At 65.7% G+C, this 17,483-nt stretch carries 19 protein-coding genes; 13 read left to right on the plus strand and 6 right to left on the minus strand.

The window, feature by feature from the left end; all coding sequences use genetic code 11:
- Positions 1 to 2: 2 nt before the first annotated feature.
- The 13 genes from HH308_RS06340 (at position 3) to HH308_RS06400 (ending at position 14,555) form a co-directional block, all read left to right on the plus strand.
- On the plus strand, positions 3 to 455 hold the full coding sequence (locus HH308_RS06340; protein WP_170193337.1) for an HK97 gp10 family phage protein: 453 nt from the start codon (positions 3 to 5) through the stop codon (positions 453 to 455).
- Entirely contained in the window at positions 452 to 928 is a 477-nt protein-coding gene (locus HH308_RS06345) for a hypothetical protein (RefSeq protein ID WP_170193338.1), read from the plus strand. The genes HH308_RS06340 and HH308_RS06345 overlap by 4 nt, the downstream gene beginning before the upstream one ends.
- Entirely contained in the window at positions 928 to 1,533 is a 606-nt protein-coding gene (locus HH308_RS06350; RefSeq protein WP_170193339.1) for a hypothetical protein, read from the plus strand. Before HH308_RS06345 ends, HH308_RS06350 begins: the two co-directional genes overlap by 1 nt.
- A gap of 57 nt (positions 1,534 to 1,590) precedes the next feature.
- The gene (locus HH308_RS29690; RefSeq protein ID WP_170193226.1) at positions 1,591 to 7,593 is read left to right on the plus strand and encodes a VldE C-terminal domain-containing protein; all 6,003 of its coding nucleotides are present in this window, start codon (positions 1,591 to 1,593) and stop codon (positions 7,591 to 7,593) included.
- Positions 7,593 to 8,576: a hypothetical protein gene (locus tag HH308_RS06360; protein ID WP_170193340.1), complete on the plus strand. Its 984-nt coding sequence runs from the start codon at positions 7,593 to 7,595 to the stop codon at positions 8,574 to 8,576. Before HH308_RS29690 ends, HH308_RS06360 begins: the two co-directional genes overlap by 1 nt.
- On the plus strand, positions 8,576 to 10,201 hold the full coding sequence (locus tag HH308_RS06365) for a Gp37-like protein (protein ID WP_170193341.1): 1,626 nt from the start codon (positions 8,576 to 8,578) through the stop codon (positions 10,199 to 10,201). Before HH308_RS06360 ends, HH308_RS06365 begins: the two co-directional genes overlap by 1 nt.
- A gap of 51 nt (positions 10,202 to 10,252) precedes the next feature.
- A complete protein-coding gene (locus HH308_RS06370) occupies positions 10,253 to 10,891 on the plus strand; it encodes a hypothetical protein (protein WP_170193342.1) in 639 nt (212 codons plus the stop codon).
- Entirely contained in the window at positions 10,888 to 12,075 is a 1,188-nt protein-coding gene (locus tag HH308_RS06375; RefSeq protein ID WP_170193343.1) for a glycine-rich domain-containing protein, read from the plus strand. The genes HH308_RS06370 and HH308_RS06375 overlap by 4 nt, the downstream gene beginning before the upstream one ends.
- 11 nt (positions 12,076 to 12,086) lie before the next feature.
- Entirely contained in the window at positions 12,087 to 12,353 is a 267-nt protein-coding gene (locus HH308_RS06380; protein WP_170193344.1) for a DUF7572 family protein, read from the plus strand.
- Between the two features lie 69 nt (positions 12,354 to 12,422).
- Entirely contained in the window at positions 12,423 to 13,445 is a 1,023-nt protein-coding gene (locus tag HH308_RS06385; RefSeq protein ID WP_170193345.1) for an LGFP repeat-containing protein, read from the plus strand.
- Entirely contained in the window at positions 13,446 to 13,733 is a 288-nt protein-coding gene (locus HH308_RS06390) for a hypothetical protein (protein ID WP_170193346.1), read from the plus strand. It abuts the gene before it with no gap.
- On the plus strand, positions 13,733 to 14,161 hold the full coding sequence (locus tag HH308_RS06395) for a hypothetical protein (RefSeq protein ID WP_170193347.1): 429 nt from the start codon (positions 13,733 to 13,735) through the stop codon (positions 14,159 to 14,161). The genes HH308_RS06390 and HH308_RS06395 overlap by 1 nt, the downstream gene beginning before the upstream one ends.
- Complete coding sequence (locus tag HH308_RS06400) at positions 14,148 to 14,555, plus strand: PspA/IM30 family protein (RefSeq protein WP_170193348.1); 408 nt, start codon at positions 14,148 to 14,150, stop codon at positions 14,553 to 14,555. Before HH308_RS06395 ends, HH308_RS06400 begins: the two co-directional genes overlap by 14 nt.
- 46 nt (positions 14,556 to 14,601) lie before the next feature.
- Here HH308_RS06400 and HH308_RS06405 read toward each other — a convergent pair whose 3' ends face one another.
- From HH308_RS06405 to HH308_RS30125, 6 genes are read right to left on the minus strand one after another with little or no spacing between them, the layout of a single operon-like run.
- Positions 14,602 to 15,153, minus strand: a complete 552-nt coding sequence (locus tag HH308_RS06405; RefSeq protein WP_170193349.1) for a hypothetical protein — start codon at positions 15,151 to 15,153, stop codon at positions 14,602 to 14,604.
- On the minus strand, positions 15,153 to 15,695 hold the full coding sequence (locus HH308_RS06410; protein WP_170193350.1) for an HIT family protein: 543 nt from the start codon (positions 15,693 to 15,695) through the stop codon (positions 15,153 to 15,155). The genes HH308_RS06405 and HH308_RS06410 overlap by 1 nt, the downstream gene beginning before the upstream one ends.
- Positions 15,688 to 16,164 carry a hypothetical protein gene (locus HH308_RS06415; RefSeq protein ID WP_170193351.1) on the minus strand — a complete coding sequence of 159 codons (477 nt, stop codon included), beginning with the start codon at positions 16,162 to 16,164 and terminating at the stop codon, positions 15,688 to 15,690. The genes HH308_RS06410 and HH308_RS06415 overlap by 8 nt, the downstream gene beginning before the upstream one ends.
- Positions 16,161 to 16,817 (minus strand): hypothetical protein, encoded by a 657-nt coding sequence (locus HH308_RS06420; RefSeq protein WP_170193352.1) that lies wholly within the window; start codon positions 16,815 to 16,817, stop codon positions 16,161 to 16,163. Before HH308_RS06420 ends, HH308_RS06415 begins: the two co-directional genes overlap by 4 nt.
- On the minus strand, positions 16,814 to 17,152 hold the full coding sequence (locus HH308_RS06425) for a hypothetical protein (RefSeq protein ID WP_170193353.1): 339 nt from the start codon (positions 17,150 to 17,152) through the stop codon (positions 16,814 to 16,816). The genes HH308_RS06420 and HH308_RS06425 overlap by 4 nt, the downstream gene beginning before the upstream one ends.
- Positions 17,149 to 17,280: a hypothetical protein gene (locus tag HH308_RS30125; protein WP_281362937.1), complete on the minus strand. Its 132-nt coding sequence runs from the start codon at positions 17,278 to 17,280 to the stop codon at positions 17,149 to 17,151. Before HH308_RS30125 ends, HH308_RS06425 begins: the two co-directional genes overlap by 4 nt.
- Between the last annotated feature and the right edge of the window lie 203 nt (positions 17,281 to 17,483).

Genomic DNA, 17,483 nt, shown 5'->3' on the forward strand with positions numbered 1-17,483 from the left:
CTGTGGGGGTCAACATCAACCGCGCCGCAATGCACCGGGACCTCCAGCAGGCCGGGCTGCGGTGGGGCAACCGCATCGGCCGCCGAATCGTCAACGAGGCCAAAGAGGAATGCCCGGTAGATGAGGGCGCGCTGCGGTCATCCCTGTCTCACGTCGTCATCCAGTCTGGCACCAAGACCACGACGATTGTCGGGTCGGAGGAGGAGTACGCCAAGTATGTCAACGATGGCACCGGCATCCACGGTCCCCATCAGACTCCAATCGTGCCGGTGTCCGCGAAGGCGCTGAAATTTCGGGCGTCGATGAAGGGCGCGCAGAAGCGGCCGTCAAAGGACAAACGGCCGTGGGTGTTTGCCAAGTCCGTGGCCGGGCAGAAGGCAAACCCGTTCTTGGCCAGGGCATTACGAAACGTGCTCGGCGACATCGTCCGAGACAACCCGAGAGGAAACCAGTGACCGACCCGACCGACCATCAAGCCGACGATGTTCTGACCGTCGATACCACCGATACCGGAGACGTCGACCCGGCCGAAAATGATCTGGATGCCATCCCAGAGGAATTGCAGTTTGAGACCGGCGGGGATACGGAGCGGGAATCCATCCCGATCACCTTGGACGGCATGAGGACTGTGTTGCTCCAGCCGTCAGAGGGCGCGCTGATGCTGTCCGGTAACGCCTGGTCGGAGCAGGTCTCCGACGTGGAGCGATCCCACGCCATCATGACGCTGATCAACGTGTGCCTGGATGAGAGCGGACGCCGACACCTGCGCCAGCGGATGCTGGACCCCACCGTCGACTTCGACGATCACGTCCTGGCCAAGCTGCTGGACGCCATCCTGACCCGCTGGGGGGCAGGTGTGGTGCCGGAGAAGAATCGCCAGCAGCGGCGTGAGGCAGCCCGAAAGGGCAAGCGGGGCAAGAAGAAGTAGTGCTCGGTGACCCGTGGGTCTTTGAGGACCCGGCGTGGGCGCTGGACGGGCGGGTCATCCGCCACCAGTGCCCGCCGCTGCGGACGGCCGTGGCGCTGCTGACCCACCCCAGTCCGGTGCCGCTGGTGGTGGGCACGATGGGCCCGGCCGACGCCGATCGCCTGTATGAGTCGGTGCTGTGTGGCTGGCCATCGGAGAGTGGCATGCTCGACATCGTCGCCGACCACCTGGGGGAGACGTGGTTCTGCCGGCCGCGGTGGGAGGCCCAGCGGCTTTGGCAGCAGACGCTGGGGGCGTGGGGCACGATCGACGGGGAACTGCTGCTACGTGGAATCAACGTGATGGACCTGCCACCGGCCCGCGCCACCAACGTGGTGATGGCGGTGTGGCGCAAGCTACTTGGCGGCTCCAATGACTGGGAGCCGTGGATCGCCAAGCTGACGGCCACGCCGCTGCGTGTTCAGCGCAGGCAGATGCGGCTGGACGCCGCGAAGAACATCGACAGCGGGTTCGGGGACGCGTTCGCGGCGTTCGCCCAGCTGGAGCAGGGCAGTGCCATGGTGACCTCCGAGATTATCGACGACGACACCGATACCCTGATGTAGAACCGCTTGCTGCTGGCTGTGGGCCGGGTAACGCATGGACGTCGTGGAGGCGTTGCGTTGACTCAGCCGTACGCCGACGCGTCCGTGGAGGTGTCCCTGGACTTCGGGGACCTGGAGACCGAGCTGCGGCAGCGCATCGAGCGGGCCACTCAGCTGGCCGCGCGGGTGGCCCAGAAGCATCTGGAGAAGATCGCCACCGTCGCCCGGCGGGTGACCGGGCAGATCGCCGCGGACTTTGAGGCGGCATCCAAGTCGATCCAGTCCACGATGACCAGCCTGGAGGCCCACGCCTCCAAGGCATTCCGGGCGATGAGGACGGCATTCGCGTCCTCGATGCGGGACATGGTGGCGCGCGCCAAGGGGGCTGTCCAGTCGATCCGGCGGGAGTTGAACCGGCTGGATGGGGACATTGCCGTCCAGCTGGTGGTGGACACGGAGGGCCTGAAAACCGCGCACCGCGAAGCCCAGACGTGGCTGTCGGCCAACCCCCTCAAGGTGGCCATGCAGGTGGATTCCACTGGGGGCCTTGCCAATGCCCACCGTGTGGCTCAAACGTGGCTGGCATCCAACCCGCTCAAGGTGAAGCTGGACGTGGACTCCTCCCAGCTGACCACGCTGGAAACCTCCCTGACCGGATTGAGCGACAAGACGGTCAAGGTGACGGTCAACCTGTCCGGGGCCAGCTCCGCGGAGCTGCGCGCGGTCGCGCGCGCCCTGAACCAGATCAACCAGGCCGGAAACCCCAGCGCCACAGCCAATGTCACGCTGACCGGGTCCAGCGTCGCGGACCTCAGGACCGCGTCACGCTCCATCAAGGGCCTGGCGAAGGAGCTGGCGGACCTCCAGGCCGTGGGCAACGTGTCCGCGCGCGTCGACATCGGCGGGGACGTCAACCAGCTGCGCGCCGCGTCCCGACTCAAGGGCCTGGCAAAAGAGCTGCGTGATCTCCAGACGGTGGGGCACGTCCGCGTCCAGGTCGATTTCGATGTGCGCGGCGGCGCGGAACTACAAGCACTGCTGCTCCAGTTGCAGCGGCACCGCCGCGTCACCATCGACGTCCAATCCAACAGCGTCGGCCGCGCGTCATCGTCCCTGTCGATGCTGTCCGGCGTGTTCGGTCGGGTGGGTACAGCGGCAACCATGCTGGGCAAGTACGTCGGGCTGGCCGGCACCGCGGTGGTGGGGCTGGCTGGGTCGGCCCCGGCCGTCGCCGCGCTGGCCACCGCGCTGGCGTCGGTGGGTACCGCGGCCGGTGCCGCCGGGATCGCGTTGGCGTCGGCCGGGGCGATCGGCGTGGGCACCCTCAAGGTCGGCCTGTCCGGTATCGGCGACGCGTTCAAGGCGATGGGCAAGGAGGCCACCAGCTCCGGCGGTGACGCGGCATCCAAACTGAAGGCCGTCGAGTCCGCACAGTACGCCTTGACCAAGGCTGTGCGGGAGGAGAAGGACGCCCAGAAGGGCGTGTCAGATGCCCGCAAATCGGCGCTGCGCACGATCGAGGATCTCAACGACGCGCTGGGTGAGTCCAAACTGTCGGAGAAGGACGCGGTACTGAGCCTCAAGGAGGCCCAGCGGGACCTGGCGACCGGCAACTTCGACAACCCGCTGGAGAAGGAACGCGCCCAGCTGCGTGTGGAGGAGGCCCAGCAGCGCCTCAACAAGGTGCGCAAGGATGGCAAGCGCACCCAGGAGGACGCCGACCAGGCAAACCGCAAGGGCGTCAACGGGTCTGATGAGGTGGTCGCCGCGCAGCAGCGGCTGGCGGACTCCACCAAAGCCGTCAAGGACGCCCGAGATGCGCTCAACGATGCGATGAACCCCAAGAGCGCCGGGGGCAAGGACCCCATGGCTGAGGCGCTGGCCAAACTGTCGCCCAACGCGCGCGCGTTCATCCAAGCAGTGCAGGGGATCAAACCGGCCTGGGATCAGGTCAAGAACGCCGTTCAGGACAGCCTGTTCGACGGGTTGGCCGGGCGCGTATCTTCCCTTGCCACACAGTATTTGCCGACACTCAAGACCGCGATGGTCGACGTGGCGGGGGCCCTCAACTCCGGTGCCACGGAGATGGCGGACTTCATGCAGTCCGCGCAGGGCAGCTCCATCATGACCCAGTGGCTCCAGTCCAGCTCCACGCTGGCCGCGGATCTGGGCCACAGCTTCATGGACCTGCTGCCCGGGTTCGCCGCGATCGGGTCCAGCGCCACGTCGGTGTTCTCGAAAATGAGTGGGGGCCTGAGTGATCTGGCCGCTGACTGGTCTGACCGCATGGTCAAGATGCAGCAGGACGGCCGCATGGACAAGGTCATCGAGACCGCGATCGATGTGGCCAAACAGCTGGGCGCGGTGCTGGCGGACGTCGGCGGAATCATCAAAGGCGTCTTCAACGCGGCGTCGGCCGCGGGATCCGGCGTCATGGGGACGCTGGGTGCCACGCTGGACAAGCTCAACCAGTGGGTCAACAGCTTCCAGGGGCAGCAGGCCCTGACCAGCTTCTTCCAGGCGATGAGTCAGGCGCTGTCGGCGATCCTGCCCATCGTCACCCAGATGCTGGGAATCATCGGCGGCACAGTCGCTCCCGCGATCGCCGGACTGATCACCGCCATCGCCCCAGCCGTCCAAGGACTGGTCGGCGCGCTGGGGGAGGGACTCAAGGCACTGGCCCCCGCGATGGCACCGCTGGGCGCGGCGATCACCTCCATCGCCAACGCCCTCGTGCCGGTCCTGCCGGTGCTGGGGCAGTGGCTCAATGCGCTCGCCTCGGTGCTGGGGCCGATCCTGGGTGCGCTCGCTGAGGCACTAGGCCCGATCATTGTGGCGATCGGACAGGGGTTCACCCAGGCGTGGCAGGCATTGCTGCCCGCTGTGGAGCCGATAAGCCAACTGCTCCTGGCGCTTTCGCCGATCATCACTCAAGTGGTGGTGGCCCTGTCCCAGGGGCTGGTGGCCGCGATCAACATCCTCGTCCCGATCATCACGGTGCTGGCTAATGGGCTCACCACGGTCAGCCCGCTGTTCTTCGGGCTGATGGAGATGCTGACCCCGCTCGTGCCGCTGATCGTGAAAGTCGGGCTCACTATCTACCTGGCAGTCAAGGCCTTTATGGCAGTCAAGGCGATCATCTCCGCACTTCAGATTGCCTGGGGTCTGCTCAATCTTGCGTTCGCGCTGTCGCCGATCGGTGTGATCGTCGTGGCCGTCATCGCGTTGGGTGCCGCGCTGTGGGCCTTCTTCACCAAGACGGAGACCGGCCGGCAGCTGTGGGACAAGATCTGGGGCGGCATCAAGGCAGCCGTCAACGCGGTGTGGTCCTGGATGAAGGACACGGTGTGGCCATGGCTGCAAGCCGGGTTCAAGATCATCGGCGACGCGGCGATGTGGCTGTGGCAGAACGCTATCCAGCCAGCGTGGCAGGGCATCCAGACGGTGATCGGCGTCGCCTGGAACATCATCAAGGGCTACTTCGCGGTGTGGAAGTTCGCGTTTGAGGTGCTGGCCGCGGTCGTTGTGTGGTTGTGGCACAACGTCGTTGAGCCCGCGTTCCAGGGCATCGGCGCGCTCATCGGCTGGGTATGGAACACGCTGATCAAACCCATCTTCGACGGCTGGGTTTCCCTGTGGCAGAACGTCCTTGCCCCGGCGGTGATGTGGCTGTGGAACAGCGTCCTCAAGCCCGCGTTCGAGGGCATCGGCTCACTAATCGGGTGGGTGTGGGACAACATCATCAAGCCTGCCTGGGACGGCATGAAGACCGGGATCGACGTCCTCGGCAAGGCGGCACAGTGGCTGTGGGAGAACGTATTCAAGCCTGCATGGGAGGGCATCAAGACCGCGGTCTCCAGTACCTGGGACTTCATCAAACCGATCTTCGGTTACATCGGCGACGGCATCAAAGGGCTCGGCGACATCGCGGGCAAGATCGGCTCGACGCTCAAGACTGCGTTCGATGGGCTGGTCAACATCCTCAAATCGCCGATCCACATGCTGGGCAAGCTGCTGTCGTCGATCCCGTCCCAGATCAAGATCGGCTCGTGGTCAATCGACATCCCCGGCGCGTCCAAGCTTCACGACTGGGGCACCACACTGCAAGGACTCAAGACCGGCGGCCGGATCGGCAAGGCGCGCAGGGGATCTGACGGCAAGATCACCGGCCCCGGCACGATGGTCGATGATCTGATCACCGGGTTCGTCGGCAACGTCCCGCGTATCCAGGTCAGCAATGACGAGATGGTGATGACGGGGATGGCCACCCGCCGCAACTACAAGCTGCTGGCGGCGATGAACAAAGGCTGGGACTTCCGGAAGGTGCTGCCCGGCCTGGCCGGTGGCGGCACCGTCGACCTGAATAAGGCGTGGCCCAACGAGGATGACCGTCTCCAGCCCGGAGCGCGGCGGCTGGGTCGCATCATCTCGCAGAAATTCTCGATCAACGACATAGGCGGCTACCGGGCACCGGACGGCTATAACGAGCACTCCACGGGCCGCGCCCTGGACGTCATGGTCGGCGACGACACCGCAAAAGGTAATGAGGTCAAGGACTTCGTCCTCCAGAACGCCAAGAACATCGGCCTCAAGTGGGCGATCTGGCAACAGACCATGTGGTACCCGGACGGGTCATCATCCCCGATGGAAGACCGCGGCAGCCCAACACAGAATCATATGGATCACGTCCACGTTTTCCTGGACGAGTCCGCGAACAGCGGGTCAGCGACAGACCCCGGATCGATGGCCGGGGCGCTGGGGATCAGCTCCACGCCCGGAGGTAGTGGCGGACCCACGACCGCCGGGTCTGGTACCCCAATCGGTTCCGGTATCGGCGGGTCGACCGGCTCGTGGGGCAACTCCGGCGGCGGATCCAAGTACAACAGCGCGGAGGACGCCAAGCGCGGCGGCATCACCCCGGTGTGGGTGGAGAACTGGCCGGCATCGATCGGCGGGTCGGCGTCGGTGGCCCCGACGACCACCACCCCGGGGGACACCACCACTCCGGCGACGATCGCCCCCACCACAACCAGTGACGTCGACACCATTCCGCTCAAGCAGAATCCGGACGGCACCTGGACGTCGACTGACCCGGAGTGGGCCAAGCTGATGAAGCGGGAGTCCGGTGGCAAGCCGGACATCGTCCAGGGCATCCAGGACGCCAACTCGGGAGGCAATGAGGCGTCCGGACTGTTCCAGATTGCCAAGGGAACCTGGGCAAGCCACGGCGGCACTAAGTACGCGCCGACCGCGGGTGCGGCGACTCCGCAGCAGCAGGCGGAGATCGCGGCGAAGATCTTCAACCAGTCCGGTGGCAGCCCGTGGGGGTCAGGTGCCGGGCAGAGTGGCCGTGAGGATGAGGCCAAGCTGCGCGCCGGTATCCAGCGCAAAGGCACCACGGCGACCCCGGCGACGATCGCGCCCACCACGACGCCGACCCCGTCGACTCCCACTCCGTCGACCACGCCGACCACTCCGTCGACGACCACCAATCCGGATCTGGCTGCCGCCCAGCAGAGGCTGTCGACGGCGTCGGCGGCGTATGACGACGCGGACACCAAGCTCAAGCAGGCCGTCGCGTCTGGGGCTGACAAGTCCACCCTGGCCAAGCTGCGCTCGGAGAAGGCCAAGGCGCTGGCCGAAAAGCAGCTGGCCCAGAAGGCCGTCAACGCCACCTACGACGGCACGCCCACCACCACGACGACCACGACGGGATCCAAGGTCAAGTCGGAGTCGATGCCGTACGGGGCGGGCAGGGCCAACCAGTGGTGGCTGGAGCAGCAGCACTCCGGTCTGGACATCCAGGGCAACCTCCAGAAGTACGGGGAGGATGCGCTCCAGTCCTTTGGCGATGAGTTCGCGGACATGTTCGGGCTCAAGGGGATTTTCGACAAGGTGTGGGCCGCCACCAAGACGGGCGTGTCCAAGGACGGCTTCCTGATCGACCCCAAGACCACGCCGGAGCAGAAGGTCGTCCAGTTCGCCAACACCGTCATCTTCAACGGGACCACGCCGACTGAGACCAAAAAGCAGACCACCGCCGGCATGAGTGCCATCACCGAGACCAACAGGAGCGGCTAGTGGCAATTCACCTGCGCGCCACCGGATACCAGGGCCGCAAGGTCCAGCTGATCCTGCGTAACCCAGACGGCACCGACAAGATCGTGCTGGACATCCTCCAGAAGGAGGAGTGCGGGGACTGCACCGGCATCATCATGGCCGAAGGCATGGAGGGCCTGTACCACACGCGTCGGACACTGGTCCGCAAATCCGGCTCGTACCAAGAGGGTTCGACGCTGACGATGTTCCCGCGCGTGGAGGAACGGCTACCCAAGATCACCCTGATGACCCGCGGCCGATCGCTGCGAGAGTTTGAGCGCCTCGAGAACCTGCTGTGGAAAGTCCTGTCGCTGCGCTGGGATTGCTACCTGCGCGTCTACTCCGAGCTGTCGCAGTGGCGGGAACTGAAGGTGCGCCTCGAGGATGTCCCGTCGGACAAGACCAACACGTGGCTGGGGTTGGGTGACTACACCCACGTGTGGGAGTGCCCGCTGCTGGCCGTCGACCCGTTCTGGTACTCCCGGGAGATCAAGAGGTCGATCAAGCGTGCCCAGATGACACCACAGGGGGACGGCTCCTACCTGGGGTACATCGAGCTGGTCAACCCCGCGGATCAGGACTGCTACCCGGACTGGGCCAGCAACGAGCTGACGGTCACGACCGTGTGGCAGTTGCCGGACGGCTTCGGAATCTACACCGCGGCAACGGCACCCACGCCTGACAAGATTGGGCAGCCCGTGATGCACAAGATCCCCGACGCGTCCGGGCTGGGCCCGGGCAAAGAGTTCCTGGTCCAAACGTACCCGGATCGCCCGACGCTGCTGGTGCGTGACGGCGGGCAGGACTGGGCGCGGATGCGTGGGGAGGCCTTCGACTTCCCGCTGCCGGCGGGAACGGTGACGCCCCAGTCGGTGCCGGTGCGCGTCACCGGGGGCACTGATGACTCGGAAGTGACCTGCTATATGCCGCAGCGGTGGGACCGCTACATGGGAGGGGAAGCGTAATGCCGCCGCTGATGAGTTGTGATCAGGTGCGCTCCACGCTTCAGATGGAGTACGCGGACTTTCTGTTCAAGGCGCGGTCGCGCCCGGAAGTCATTCTGTATGACAAGCAGTGGGATAAGAAGCTGCCGATCGTCGGGGAAACCCAGGCCAGCTTCATTGAGAAATTGAATGACACGGGTGAGGGCAACCTAGTCCTGTTCGCGACGCCGGATCAGCAGGACTTCATCGTGGATCAGCTGGGTGAGTGGGAAGACCTGCACATCCGCGTCATCAACGGCTTCAAGGAATGGACCGGGAAAGCTGCCACAATCTCCGACAAAGGAGATGAGGAAGGCTTTGAATACATCTCGATTAAATTCCTCCACGAGTACGAGCACATTAAGAAGATCGTGTGCTTCGCCAACCCACTATTCCCCGCGGAATTCCAGTGGCCCAAAATGTGGTTCTACGGCGGGGGCGCGGTTTTCGGCATTACCTGCCTAATCTTCTTTAACCTCCTTCGCCGGTTCGCGCTTCCATGGACATTCAGCGATAACATTTTCGACCCGGCATCATGGATTACCAATTTCGATCCCGCTAATTGGCCGATCGTCGTGGTGCCCAAGCAGTGGATGTTCGACACGTCGATGTGGTGCCTGCTGGCCACCCGCTTCGGCAACTGCCATGACGTGATCGCGCCCACCCTCAAGGATGCGGGCTGCCAAGTGCGTGTGTACCGGTGGTTCCCGGGGATGCCCCAACCCGCCCCCGACCACTACACGCTGACGCGGCCGACGCTGGTCATCGACGTCATCGACAAGTCCGGCTACGTCGGCGCGTCCGGTACCGTCCTGGACGGCCTGGCCCACCTGATCACCGAAGTCGCCGATGACCTGATCAATGAGGTCGTCTCCGAGACGACGGCCGGGCCCACCCCGGAATACAGCATCGCCGGATTCATGGGCACCCACGTCGACGATCCGTGGGTGTCATGGCGCAATGCTTTCCGCACCCGCGGCATCTCCGGCGTCAAGACGTGGGAGATGGTGCGGCACAAGGCAACAGCCGGAGCAATCGTCACCGGCGGCAAGTCCCCTGAGTACATCAACGCCGGCATCAAACTGCTCATGAACGCTGCCCTGGGGTACCTGGGCCTACTGGTCGGCAATCCGGGTCTGGCGCTGGGCATCTTCGAGGACCAAGTGGAAGACGTCATCCTGGCGTTCCACCGTGTCCCCAACCCCATCCGCATGGACAAGATGGGCATGGACGGCCCACCGTACGGGGAGTACTGGGAGGCAAGCGGCACAACCGGATTCAGCATCGGCGCGCTGCAAGCGTTGCGGACCGGCTTCTACAGGACTCGCGCCTACACCACCTTCAAGCTGGAGGTGCGCTCCGGTGCACCCTACTGGCCGGGCGCGCACTTCGACGTCGGGGATCGGGTGTCCGGAGAGGTTGGCCGCTCAAGGAAGCTGTACATCGAGCACGTGTACAGCATCGGCCAATCCTGGTCGCGCACAGAAGATCCCGACTTCGCCATCTCCATCGGCGATGACCAGGTGGAGGACACGCCCGGCGGGATTCTGTCCCGGCAGGTCGCGATGCTCAAGTCGCTGATCGTGGGCATCGGCCTGTCGTCTTGAGCGTGGTTACAGTGACATTGTTACCCCGCAGAATGTACTGGAGTGGATTGAATGTCTGTGCGCCGCAGGAATCGTCAGCTGATCATCGACAAGCAGACCGGAATTGTGAAGGGGCGCAGGGGAGCCCACCCCCACAAGCACCTGTTCGATGCGGTGCCGCTGCTGGCCGGGGACTATCCGGAGGCCACCGTGCCGCCGATGTCGATGCCGGAGGAGGCCAAGCAGTGCCTGGCCGTCCACGTCTTCGACAACCTCAACCTGTCCACGGTGGCGGAGTGCCGCGACCGTATCGACGCCGCGCTGACCGCCGCCGGAGTAGCAGAGGAGCAGCGCGCGGAACTGGTTGCCGCCCACGGCCCCCAAGATCCGGCGTACAAGCTGGTCAAGAACACCAGCCACGGCGCGCAACCCATGGACCTGACCGGCGCGATGTGGGTGCCCAAGGACACCCCGGAGGATGCCTTCACCCCAGCCCCGGAACCAGAACTGCCGATCAGTGCTGAGGATGTCCACGCCATGAGCGATGAGGAAGCCGACGCCCTGCAACGCCGCCTGGATGAACGCGCGGTCCAGCAGGCACGCGTCAAGGATCTGGACCAGCAGCCGATCGACGAGTCGGAGTACCGGCGGGTGCTGGGCGCCAAGATGAATCTGTTGGAGGACCGACTGCGCCGGGACGGCCAGCAGTGACATCACCGGATCATGCCCAGCCGGACGGCAGCTTCACGCCGACCACTATCGGTCAGCTCCAGAACTATGACAAGGCGGCGGCCGGTGCCGCCCAGAACGCGTGGATGCGCACCGCGATGGAGCAGGTGCGCCTCAACTTCCTCAACCAGCTGCTGTCAATCGTCCTGCGCCCGCTGGCATTGCTGATTGGGATGATTACCGGGGAGAACCCCGACGACTTTGACACTCTCGATGAGATTCAACAGAACCTGGTGCCCGCGATCATCCGCGCCCCCATCAAGATCCTGGTGGATCTGGTGGGCGACATCCCAGTGGTGGGCGGCGCGTTTGAGGAGGCGCTGGCCGGGTGGATGTCCACCACCCACACCACGGCCACACAGACCCGCTCCGGCATCCTCCAAGGCTGGGGTGCCGGGTCCACCAGCGGCACCGACATGGGCGTGTACTCAGTGTTCGCCGACATCAAAACCGCTCTGGCAGCAGGCTATTCGACCGCCACGATCACCACGTCGACGACGTGGACGAAACCGGTCGGCGCGGTCAATGAGATCGTCGTCATCGGGATCGGCAGTGGTCTGCCCGGGGCCAACGGCAAGACCAACCCGGAGGTGTCCCAGCCGGGAGGGCTGGGCGGCGGCTACCTGGCCGATACCTTCAAGCCGTCAGCCGTCCCATCCACCGTGGCCATCACCATCGGAACCAACGGCGCGGCAACATCATTCGGCAGCCTGCTGGTCACCACGCCCGGAAGTGGCGGCATCGCAACAACATTCGGCTACAGCGACACCACCAGCCTGCCGGGCAAAGGCGGTGACGGTGGGGCGATGGTTGGCACCGCGGCCGGTGACCAGCGGCCGTCGACCGCCGGCAAGTCCACGCCCCTGGCCGCGGGCGGGGCGCGCGGCGTCGACCACTTCAACGACTCCACCAACGGCGGCGCTGGTGGAGCTGGCGGTGCGGTAGACACCACCACCACGACCCGCTGCGGCGGTGCAGGTGGGGGCGGCGGCGGATGCGGCTCATACAACGTCGGCGTGTCCTGGGCAGGTGGTGACGGCGGGGTGGGTGGCTTCCCGGGCGGCGGTGGCGGCGCGGGCGGCAACAAAGGCCAAGGCATCGGCACCGGCAGCCCCGGGGCCGGTGCACAAGGGGGGAACGGTGTCATGTGGTTGTTTTGGAAATGACAAGGGAAACAATGGAATTCATCACCGACCTACCGCACTGGGTGCCCGTCACCCGGCTGTACCGCCACGGCGACCATCACGTCGCGGTCACCGTCCTGGACTTCTGGGATGCCCGCGGTACCAACGTCTTCCTGTGCGATGAGCAGGGTGTGGCGATCGACGCCGACGGTGACCCCAGCAACGGGCTGACCGCGCTGCTGGAGTTGGAGCACGGCACCACCTTCGAGCAGGCATGCCAGGTGGCGATCCCCGCGTTGGAAGCCCTCCCCGGCAGCTGACCGCGATACGCTGGCTGTGCTGCTGGCTGTGGGCCGGGCTCGTCTCGACGACCCCGGGAGGCCCCAGCCATGACAATGACCGTCAGCATCGAGCGCGCACAAGAGGTCCACGATCGGGCGCGAGCACGCAACGGCCTGCCCTACGCCTACGGCGGCGCGTTCCGGCGTGACCCCAAGGTGTCGTGTGACTGCTCGGCGCTGGTCCTCCAGTCGGGCGCGTGGTACGGCGGCCGAACCGACTGGGACGGCAACCGCTACGGCAGCACCGAGTCGTTCCGGCTGGACTACGACATCGTGTATCGCCTTGGCTTCAAACGCTTCCCGCGTGGCGGGCTCAGCGCCATCCCCATCAAGCCGGTCATGCTCGTCGGCCTGATGCACGGCGGCGGCGGGGAGTACAGCCATACCGCGTGCACGCTGATGACGATGGACCGGCCGGGTGGGCCCGTCGTCCAGTCCGCGCGCGGCGTGGACTGGGAGTCGATGGGTGACGGTGTGCGCCTCTATGACCTCGCCCGGAGTTGGTCTGATCCGCTGTTCCACGACTTCTGGTACCTGGACGCGGTGCTCCAGCCCGCGGTGGTGGTCAACGAAATCGACCAGGAACTCAAGCGCGCCGCGGCGTGGATCGGTCGACGCCTGGATGCCGCGGAGGTGACGCTGCCCGACGGGCAGGGCCGGATGGTGCGCTGTGAGGGTGGTGTCGTCTACTGGCACCCCCACGTCAATACCGGTGCACCGCAGGGGATGCGGGCGATCGCCGTCCCCACCGCGGTGATGGAGGTGTGGAAGCGCGTCGGGTACGAGAAGGGCCCGCTGGGCTACCCCACCGTGCGGCATTACACCGACGCGGCGGGGGCGATCCAGGCATTCCAGGGCGGCGCGATCTACCGCAAGAACGGCACCGCGGGCGGCATCCTGACCGGCCGCATCCTCCAACGCTATGCCTCCGAGAAGTACGAGCACGGCCCGCTGGGGTGGCCGCTGGGCGATGAGCAGTTCTATGACGGCGGCCGACAGCAGGCCTTCGAGCACGGCACCGCCATCTGGCATCCCAGCCAGGTCGTCGAGCTCCTGACGGGAGGCAAGTAGATGAGCGGCCCGCAGTTCGATCTGGCGGCGATCCTTCGGGAGAAGCTGGCCACCCAGCCCTGGTACCGCAAGTCGGCGAACACCGTCACCTCGATCCTGACCCTCGGCGTCAACGTCGTCTGGGTGCTCGTGTCCCTGGGTGTCGACGTCGACCCGACGATCATCGCCGGGGTCGCCGCAGCGATCCAGGTCCTGGGTGTCGTCGGTGTGCGCCTGACCCCGAACGGTGTGACGGAGCGGCAGATCAAGGAAATCGAGGAGTACACCGGCCGGCATCGGAGGCTGTGATGCGGTGGCCGATCCGCCGCGGCGGCTGGGTGCCGCTGCTGCCGCTGCCGTGGCGCATGGCTGTGATGGCGCTGATCCCCACCACCCCCGTCCTGCTGGGCGTGGACTACCTGATGGGCGAGTCAGGCAGCACCCTGACTCAGGTGGAGAAGGCGATGCCGCTGGATGTGTGGGGGTGGCTGCTCATCGTGTCCGGATCTGCCATCTTCGTGGGGTTCGGGATGCGGTGGCGGCTGGTCACCATCGGCGCACTCCATGTTGCTGGGGCTGTGCTCATCACCCTGGCTGTGGGGATCGGCGCGGAGACCATCGACTGGCAGGGCGGATTCCGGGGCCCCTGGTTGTATCTGGCGTTCGGGCTGGCTTCGTGGATGACCGCGTTCGGGTACGTCGTCCGCAAGGGTGGAGGTACCCGTGGATCCAAGTAACGCTCCCGCGGGGATTCCGCCGCTGGTGTGGCTGCTGATCTGGCTGATCGGCGGGCCCACCACCATCGCGCTGCTGTGTACCAAGGCAGCGTCGCGGCTCCCGGGTTTCCTTGGCGCACTGGGACGGTGGTGGCAGGCAAGGGAACCGGCCGCCCGCTCGTATCGGGTATCACAGGAGGAGATCGCCCGCCTGAACTCGATGTACGACGAGCTCAAGGCTGACTTCGATGAGCTGCGCCGTGAGGTCCGCAAACTCAACGGCGAGTTGACCGCGGAGAAGCGGGAGAAGTGGTCACTGCTCGCCTACGTGCGCGTGCTCATCGACTCACACAGGCGGCACGCCCCGCACGCCGACATCCCGTCAGCGCCCGTCGACCTCCACAAGTACCTGTGACGCAACACGAACGGCCCCCACAGTGTGGGGGCCGCTCGTCGTCTGGCTAGAACAGGGACAGCTGGCCGACGCTGACCGGCTGGAATCCGCACGCCTCCAGCACCAGCTGCTGGAGGTTGTCCTGCACCTGGCGTGCCCGCGCGTAGTGATCGGTCACCTGCTGCTCGGTGGGATGCCACATGTCGCGATACAGGGGGCTGGTCTGGGCGGCGTGCCACTCGATGCCGCGTGGGCACTGGCAGCTGGTGGACCAGTAGACGGCTTCCCGCGTGTTGGCTCGGTGAGCCTCACGCAGCTGGTCCCGCGTCTCGGTGGTCAGGGACAGCGCGTACCGGCGCAGCTCTGCCTTCCTGATCATGGCGTGTGGGTGGTCGCTGCTCGACTCGTCACGCCAGAACCACGGGGAGACGATGCGGCCTCGACCGCAGCTGACCCCGGATTCCAGCCATTCCGGGTAGTCGTCAGTGAGGCGTCCGTTGCTGGACCCGAAGCTTGACGCCATCAATCGTGGGATGCCAGCGTCGGGATCGGTCAGGCAGTCCGCGACCATCCAGCCGCCGACACCAGCGAGCAGCCAGCGCTGCTTCTCGGTCAGCATCACGCCTCGCTCTCCAGTCTGGCGAGCATGTCCAGCCAGCGGCGCTCCATCTTGAGGTCGCCCACCGCTCTAGCAGCGATCGCCCGCCGTCGATAGGACTCCGCGCGTTCCTCAACGGTCATCGACGCGTTGGCGTCCCGGGCAGACCACGGCAACAACAGGCGATCGCCCTCGTGGCGCGGCAGGTAGTGGACGTGGACATGCGGGATCGTCTGCGTGGCAGCCGATCCCGACGACAGGATCAGGTTGAACGGCGTATCCCGGCCGTCCGTCGCGTACCCGTAAGCGCAGCGGAACGCGGCTGCCGCCGCCTCTGGGCTACGGTGCTCGGCGTGATAGGTCGGCACGAACAGCATGTGCCCCGGTATCACCGGGTTGAGAGGCTCGAACCACATCACCGGGCTCATGCGGTGGTAGAACACGCGGCGCGACGTCGGCCCCACGTCGCAGTGCGCGACAGTGTAGGGACGCTCGTGTGCTGCTCGTGGAGGCCTCAGCTTCGCGTACTCGCAGAACGGGCAATCGTCCTGGTACTCACTCACCGGTGGCCTCCTGACGTTGCGCCAGAACACGCTCCAACTCGTCTAACGCGAGCTTGCCGCGTCGGACCGCGGCCTCCGCGTCAGCGGCGCATTCATCCGCGTAGTCGCGCGCGTTGGCCACGATGGTGTCCCAGTCCTCACTGGCACCCTTGCGCACGAAGTAGCGGTGCTGGAGGCCACGCTGGGCGCTGATCGTTTCCCGATCCTTCGGGGCGTACCGCTTCCACTGATCCGGTGTCCCGCGGTCGTACCGGGGTAGCTCGTGGAAGTCGTTGGTGTTGAACACCACCTCGGCGGTGGCGATCTCCTCGTCGGTCAGCACGTGGCTGTCCACGCCCACGTTCCAGTAGGTGTCGACCAGGACCTGTCGGCCGCGTGGGCGTATCGCCCACGCCATCCCTTCCCGGCAATGGTCTCGGCTGGGCGTGTAGCGAACCACGTCGCCGGGCTTGATGTCGCCGCGTTTCATTCGTTGTCGCCTTCCAGGTGGGTGCGGATCAGGGCGGCCACCTCCGGGCCGGTCATCGTCACGTCGTAGGACAGGTGCAGCCGGTGAGCCTCCTCGAGGAGTGCGGTCACCGCCGCTGTCCGGCGCCCAATCGCGTGCCGCACAGTGGTGTACGCGTCCAAGTCGAGGGGGCCGCGCGTCAGCCCGGCAGCCTTGTAGATGCTGGTCAGGTACTGGTCGGAGGCGTCCTCCCACCAGGCGGCTGTTTCCTGCCACATCGCTGCGTTCTGCTGCCAGTAGTCCGTTGCGGCGGTGAACCATTCCGCCCAGGCGCGTAGCTCGGTGTCGTCCGGCCAGCCGGGTAGCTCGATGGTGACGACCGGGTTGCCGTCCGCGTCGGCCTCTACCTTCCAGCCCAACAGCGAGGACCTGGCGATGGCCACGTATCCGGCGGCAGTGTCGCTGACGCTCATCGCTTTGCCGTCTCCGTCCTCGCGCACCAGCCGGGCGATGACGGTGACCTCCTCGTCGTCGAACCACTGCCCGGCCAGATCCAGCACCCTCCACGACGGGTAGTTGCCGTCGTCGTACCGTCGTGCCGCGACCTTCCCAACCGGGCAATGCACCAGGTACACGGCATCGTTGCGTGCGTCCTTCGCGTCGATCACGCTCATCGCAGGCTCCCATGGGAGCGGATCAGTCGCGCCCAAATCCCCATCGCCAGAACATGCTCCGCGTGGGTCTGGGGCGCGTTGTCAAACTGGTCGTACCCGCCATCCTCGTAGCAGGTGCAGCCAGCGTGCTGGATGTGCAATGCGTACGTGACGCCACAGGAACAACCGATGGACTCCTCACGCGGCTCGCTGTACCCGTCGCCACCGCTGAAGGTGACGTACTGGTGGGCCCTACGTAGTTCGGTGACCGTCGTCGGCTGGGGTGGTGTCGGCGCGTCGGTAGCCGGTTCTGTCCAGTCCGGCCAGTCTTCGAATCCGTTGTCAGGCATGGTCATGGTGTTGTCCTCTCGGTGAATACGTACAGGCCTTCGTCGGTGAGCAGGTACCAGCCCTCACCGCACCAAGGCGTGATGTAGACCGGCACCTGTTCGGTGTCGGCGTGGATGCCAGCGCCAGGAGCCATGCGCCCCAAGCGGATAGCGTCGAGCGGGTTGGCGTGGAGGCCCATGTGGCAGAGGCGGCACAGCGACAACGAATTGCTGGGTCGCCATGCCCCGCCCTGCCCGCGGCCGATGCGGTGTGAGTATTCGAGCGGTCCTGCTGCCCTACAGATTTCGCATCGGCCACCCGATCGCGCGCGCACGATCTCGCGCGAGGCCGTCTCGT

It is taken from the genome of Gordonia asplenii, from assembly GCF_012933505.1.
GTDB lineage: Bacteria > Actinomycetota > Actinomycetes > Mycobacteriales > Mycobacteriaceae > Gordonia > Gordonia asplenii.

Coding starts and splice junctions, on each gene's coding strand:
- HH308_RS06365 (WP_170193341.1), top strand. CDS start 8,576: ATGCCGCCGCTGATGAGTTGTGATCAGGTGCGCTCCACGCTTCAGATG.
- HH308_RS06385 (WP_170193345.1), top strand. CDS start 12,423: ATGACAATGACCGTCAGCATCGAGCGCGCACAAGAGGTCCACGATCGG.
- HH308_RS06420 (WP_170193352.1), bottom strand. CDS start 16,817: ATGAGCGTGATCGACGCGAAGGACGCACGCAACGATGCCGTGTACCTG.
- HH308_RS06370 (WP_170193342.1), top strand. CDS start 10,253: ATGTCTGTGCGCCGCAGGAATCGTCAGCTGATCATCGACAAGCAGACC.
- HH308_RS30125 (WP_281362937.1), bottom strand. CDS start 17,280: ATGGCTCCTGGCGCTGGCATCCACGCCGACACCGAACAGGTGCCGGTC.
- HH308_RS06395 (WP_170193347.1), top strand. CDS start 13,733: ATGCGGTGGCCGATCCGCCGCGGCGGCTGGGTGCCGCTGCTGCCGCTG.
- HH308_RS06390 (WP_170193346.1), top strand. CDS start 13,446: ATGAGCGGCCCGCAGTTCGATCTGGCGGCGATCCTTCGGGAGAAGCTG.
- HH308_RS06380 (WP_170193344.1), top strand. CDS start 12,087: ATGGAATTCATCACCGACCTACCGCACTGGGTGCCCGTCACCCGGCTG.
- HH308_RS06415 (WP_170193351.1), bottom strand. CDS start 16,164: ATGAAACGCGGCGACATCAAGCCCGGCGACGTGGTTCGCTACACGCCC.
- HH308_RS06425 (WP_170193353.1), bottom strand. CDS start 17,152: ATGACCATGCCTGACAACGGATTCGAAGACTGGCCGGACTGGACAGAA.
- HH308_RS06405 (WP_170193349.1), bottom strand. CDS start 15,153: ATGCTGACCGAGAAGCAGCGCTGGCTGCTCGCTGGTGTCGGCGGCTGG.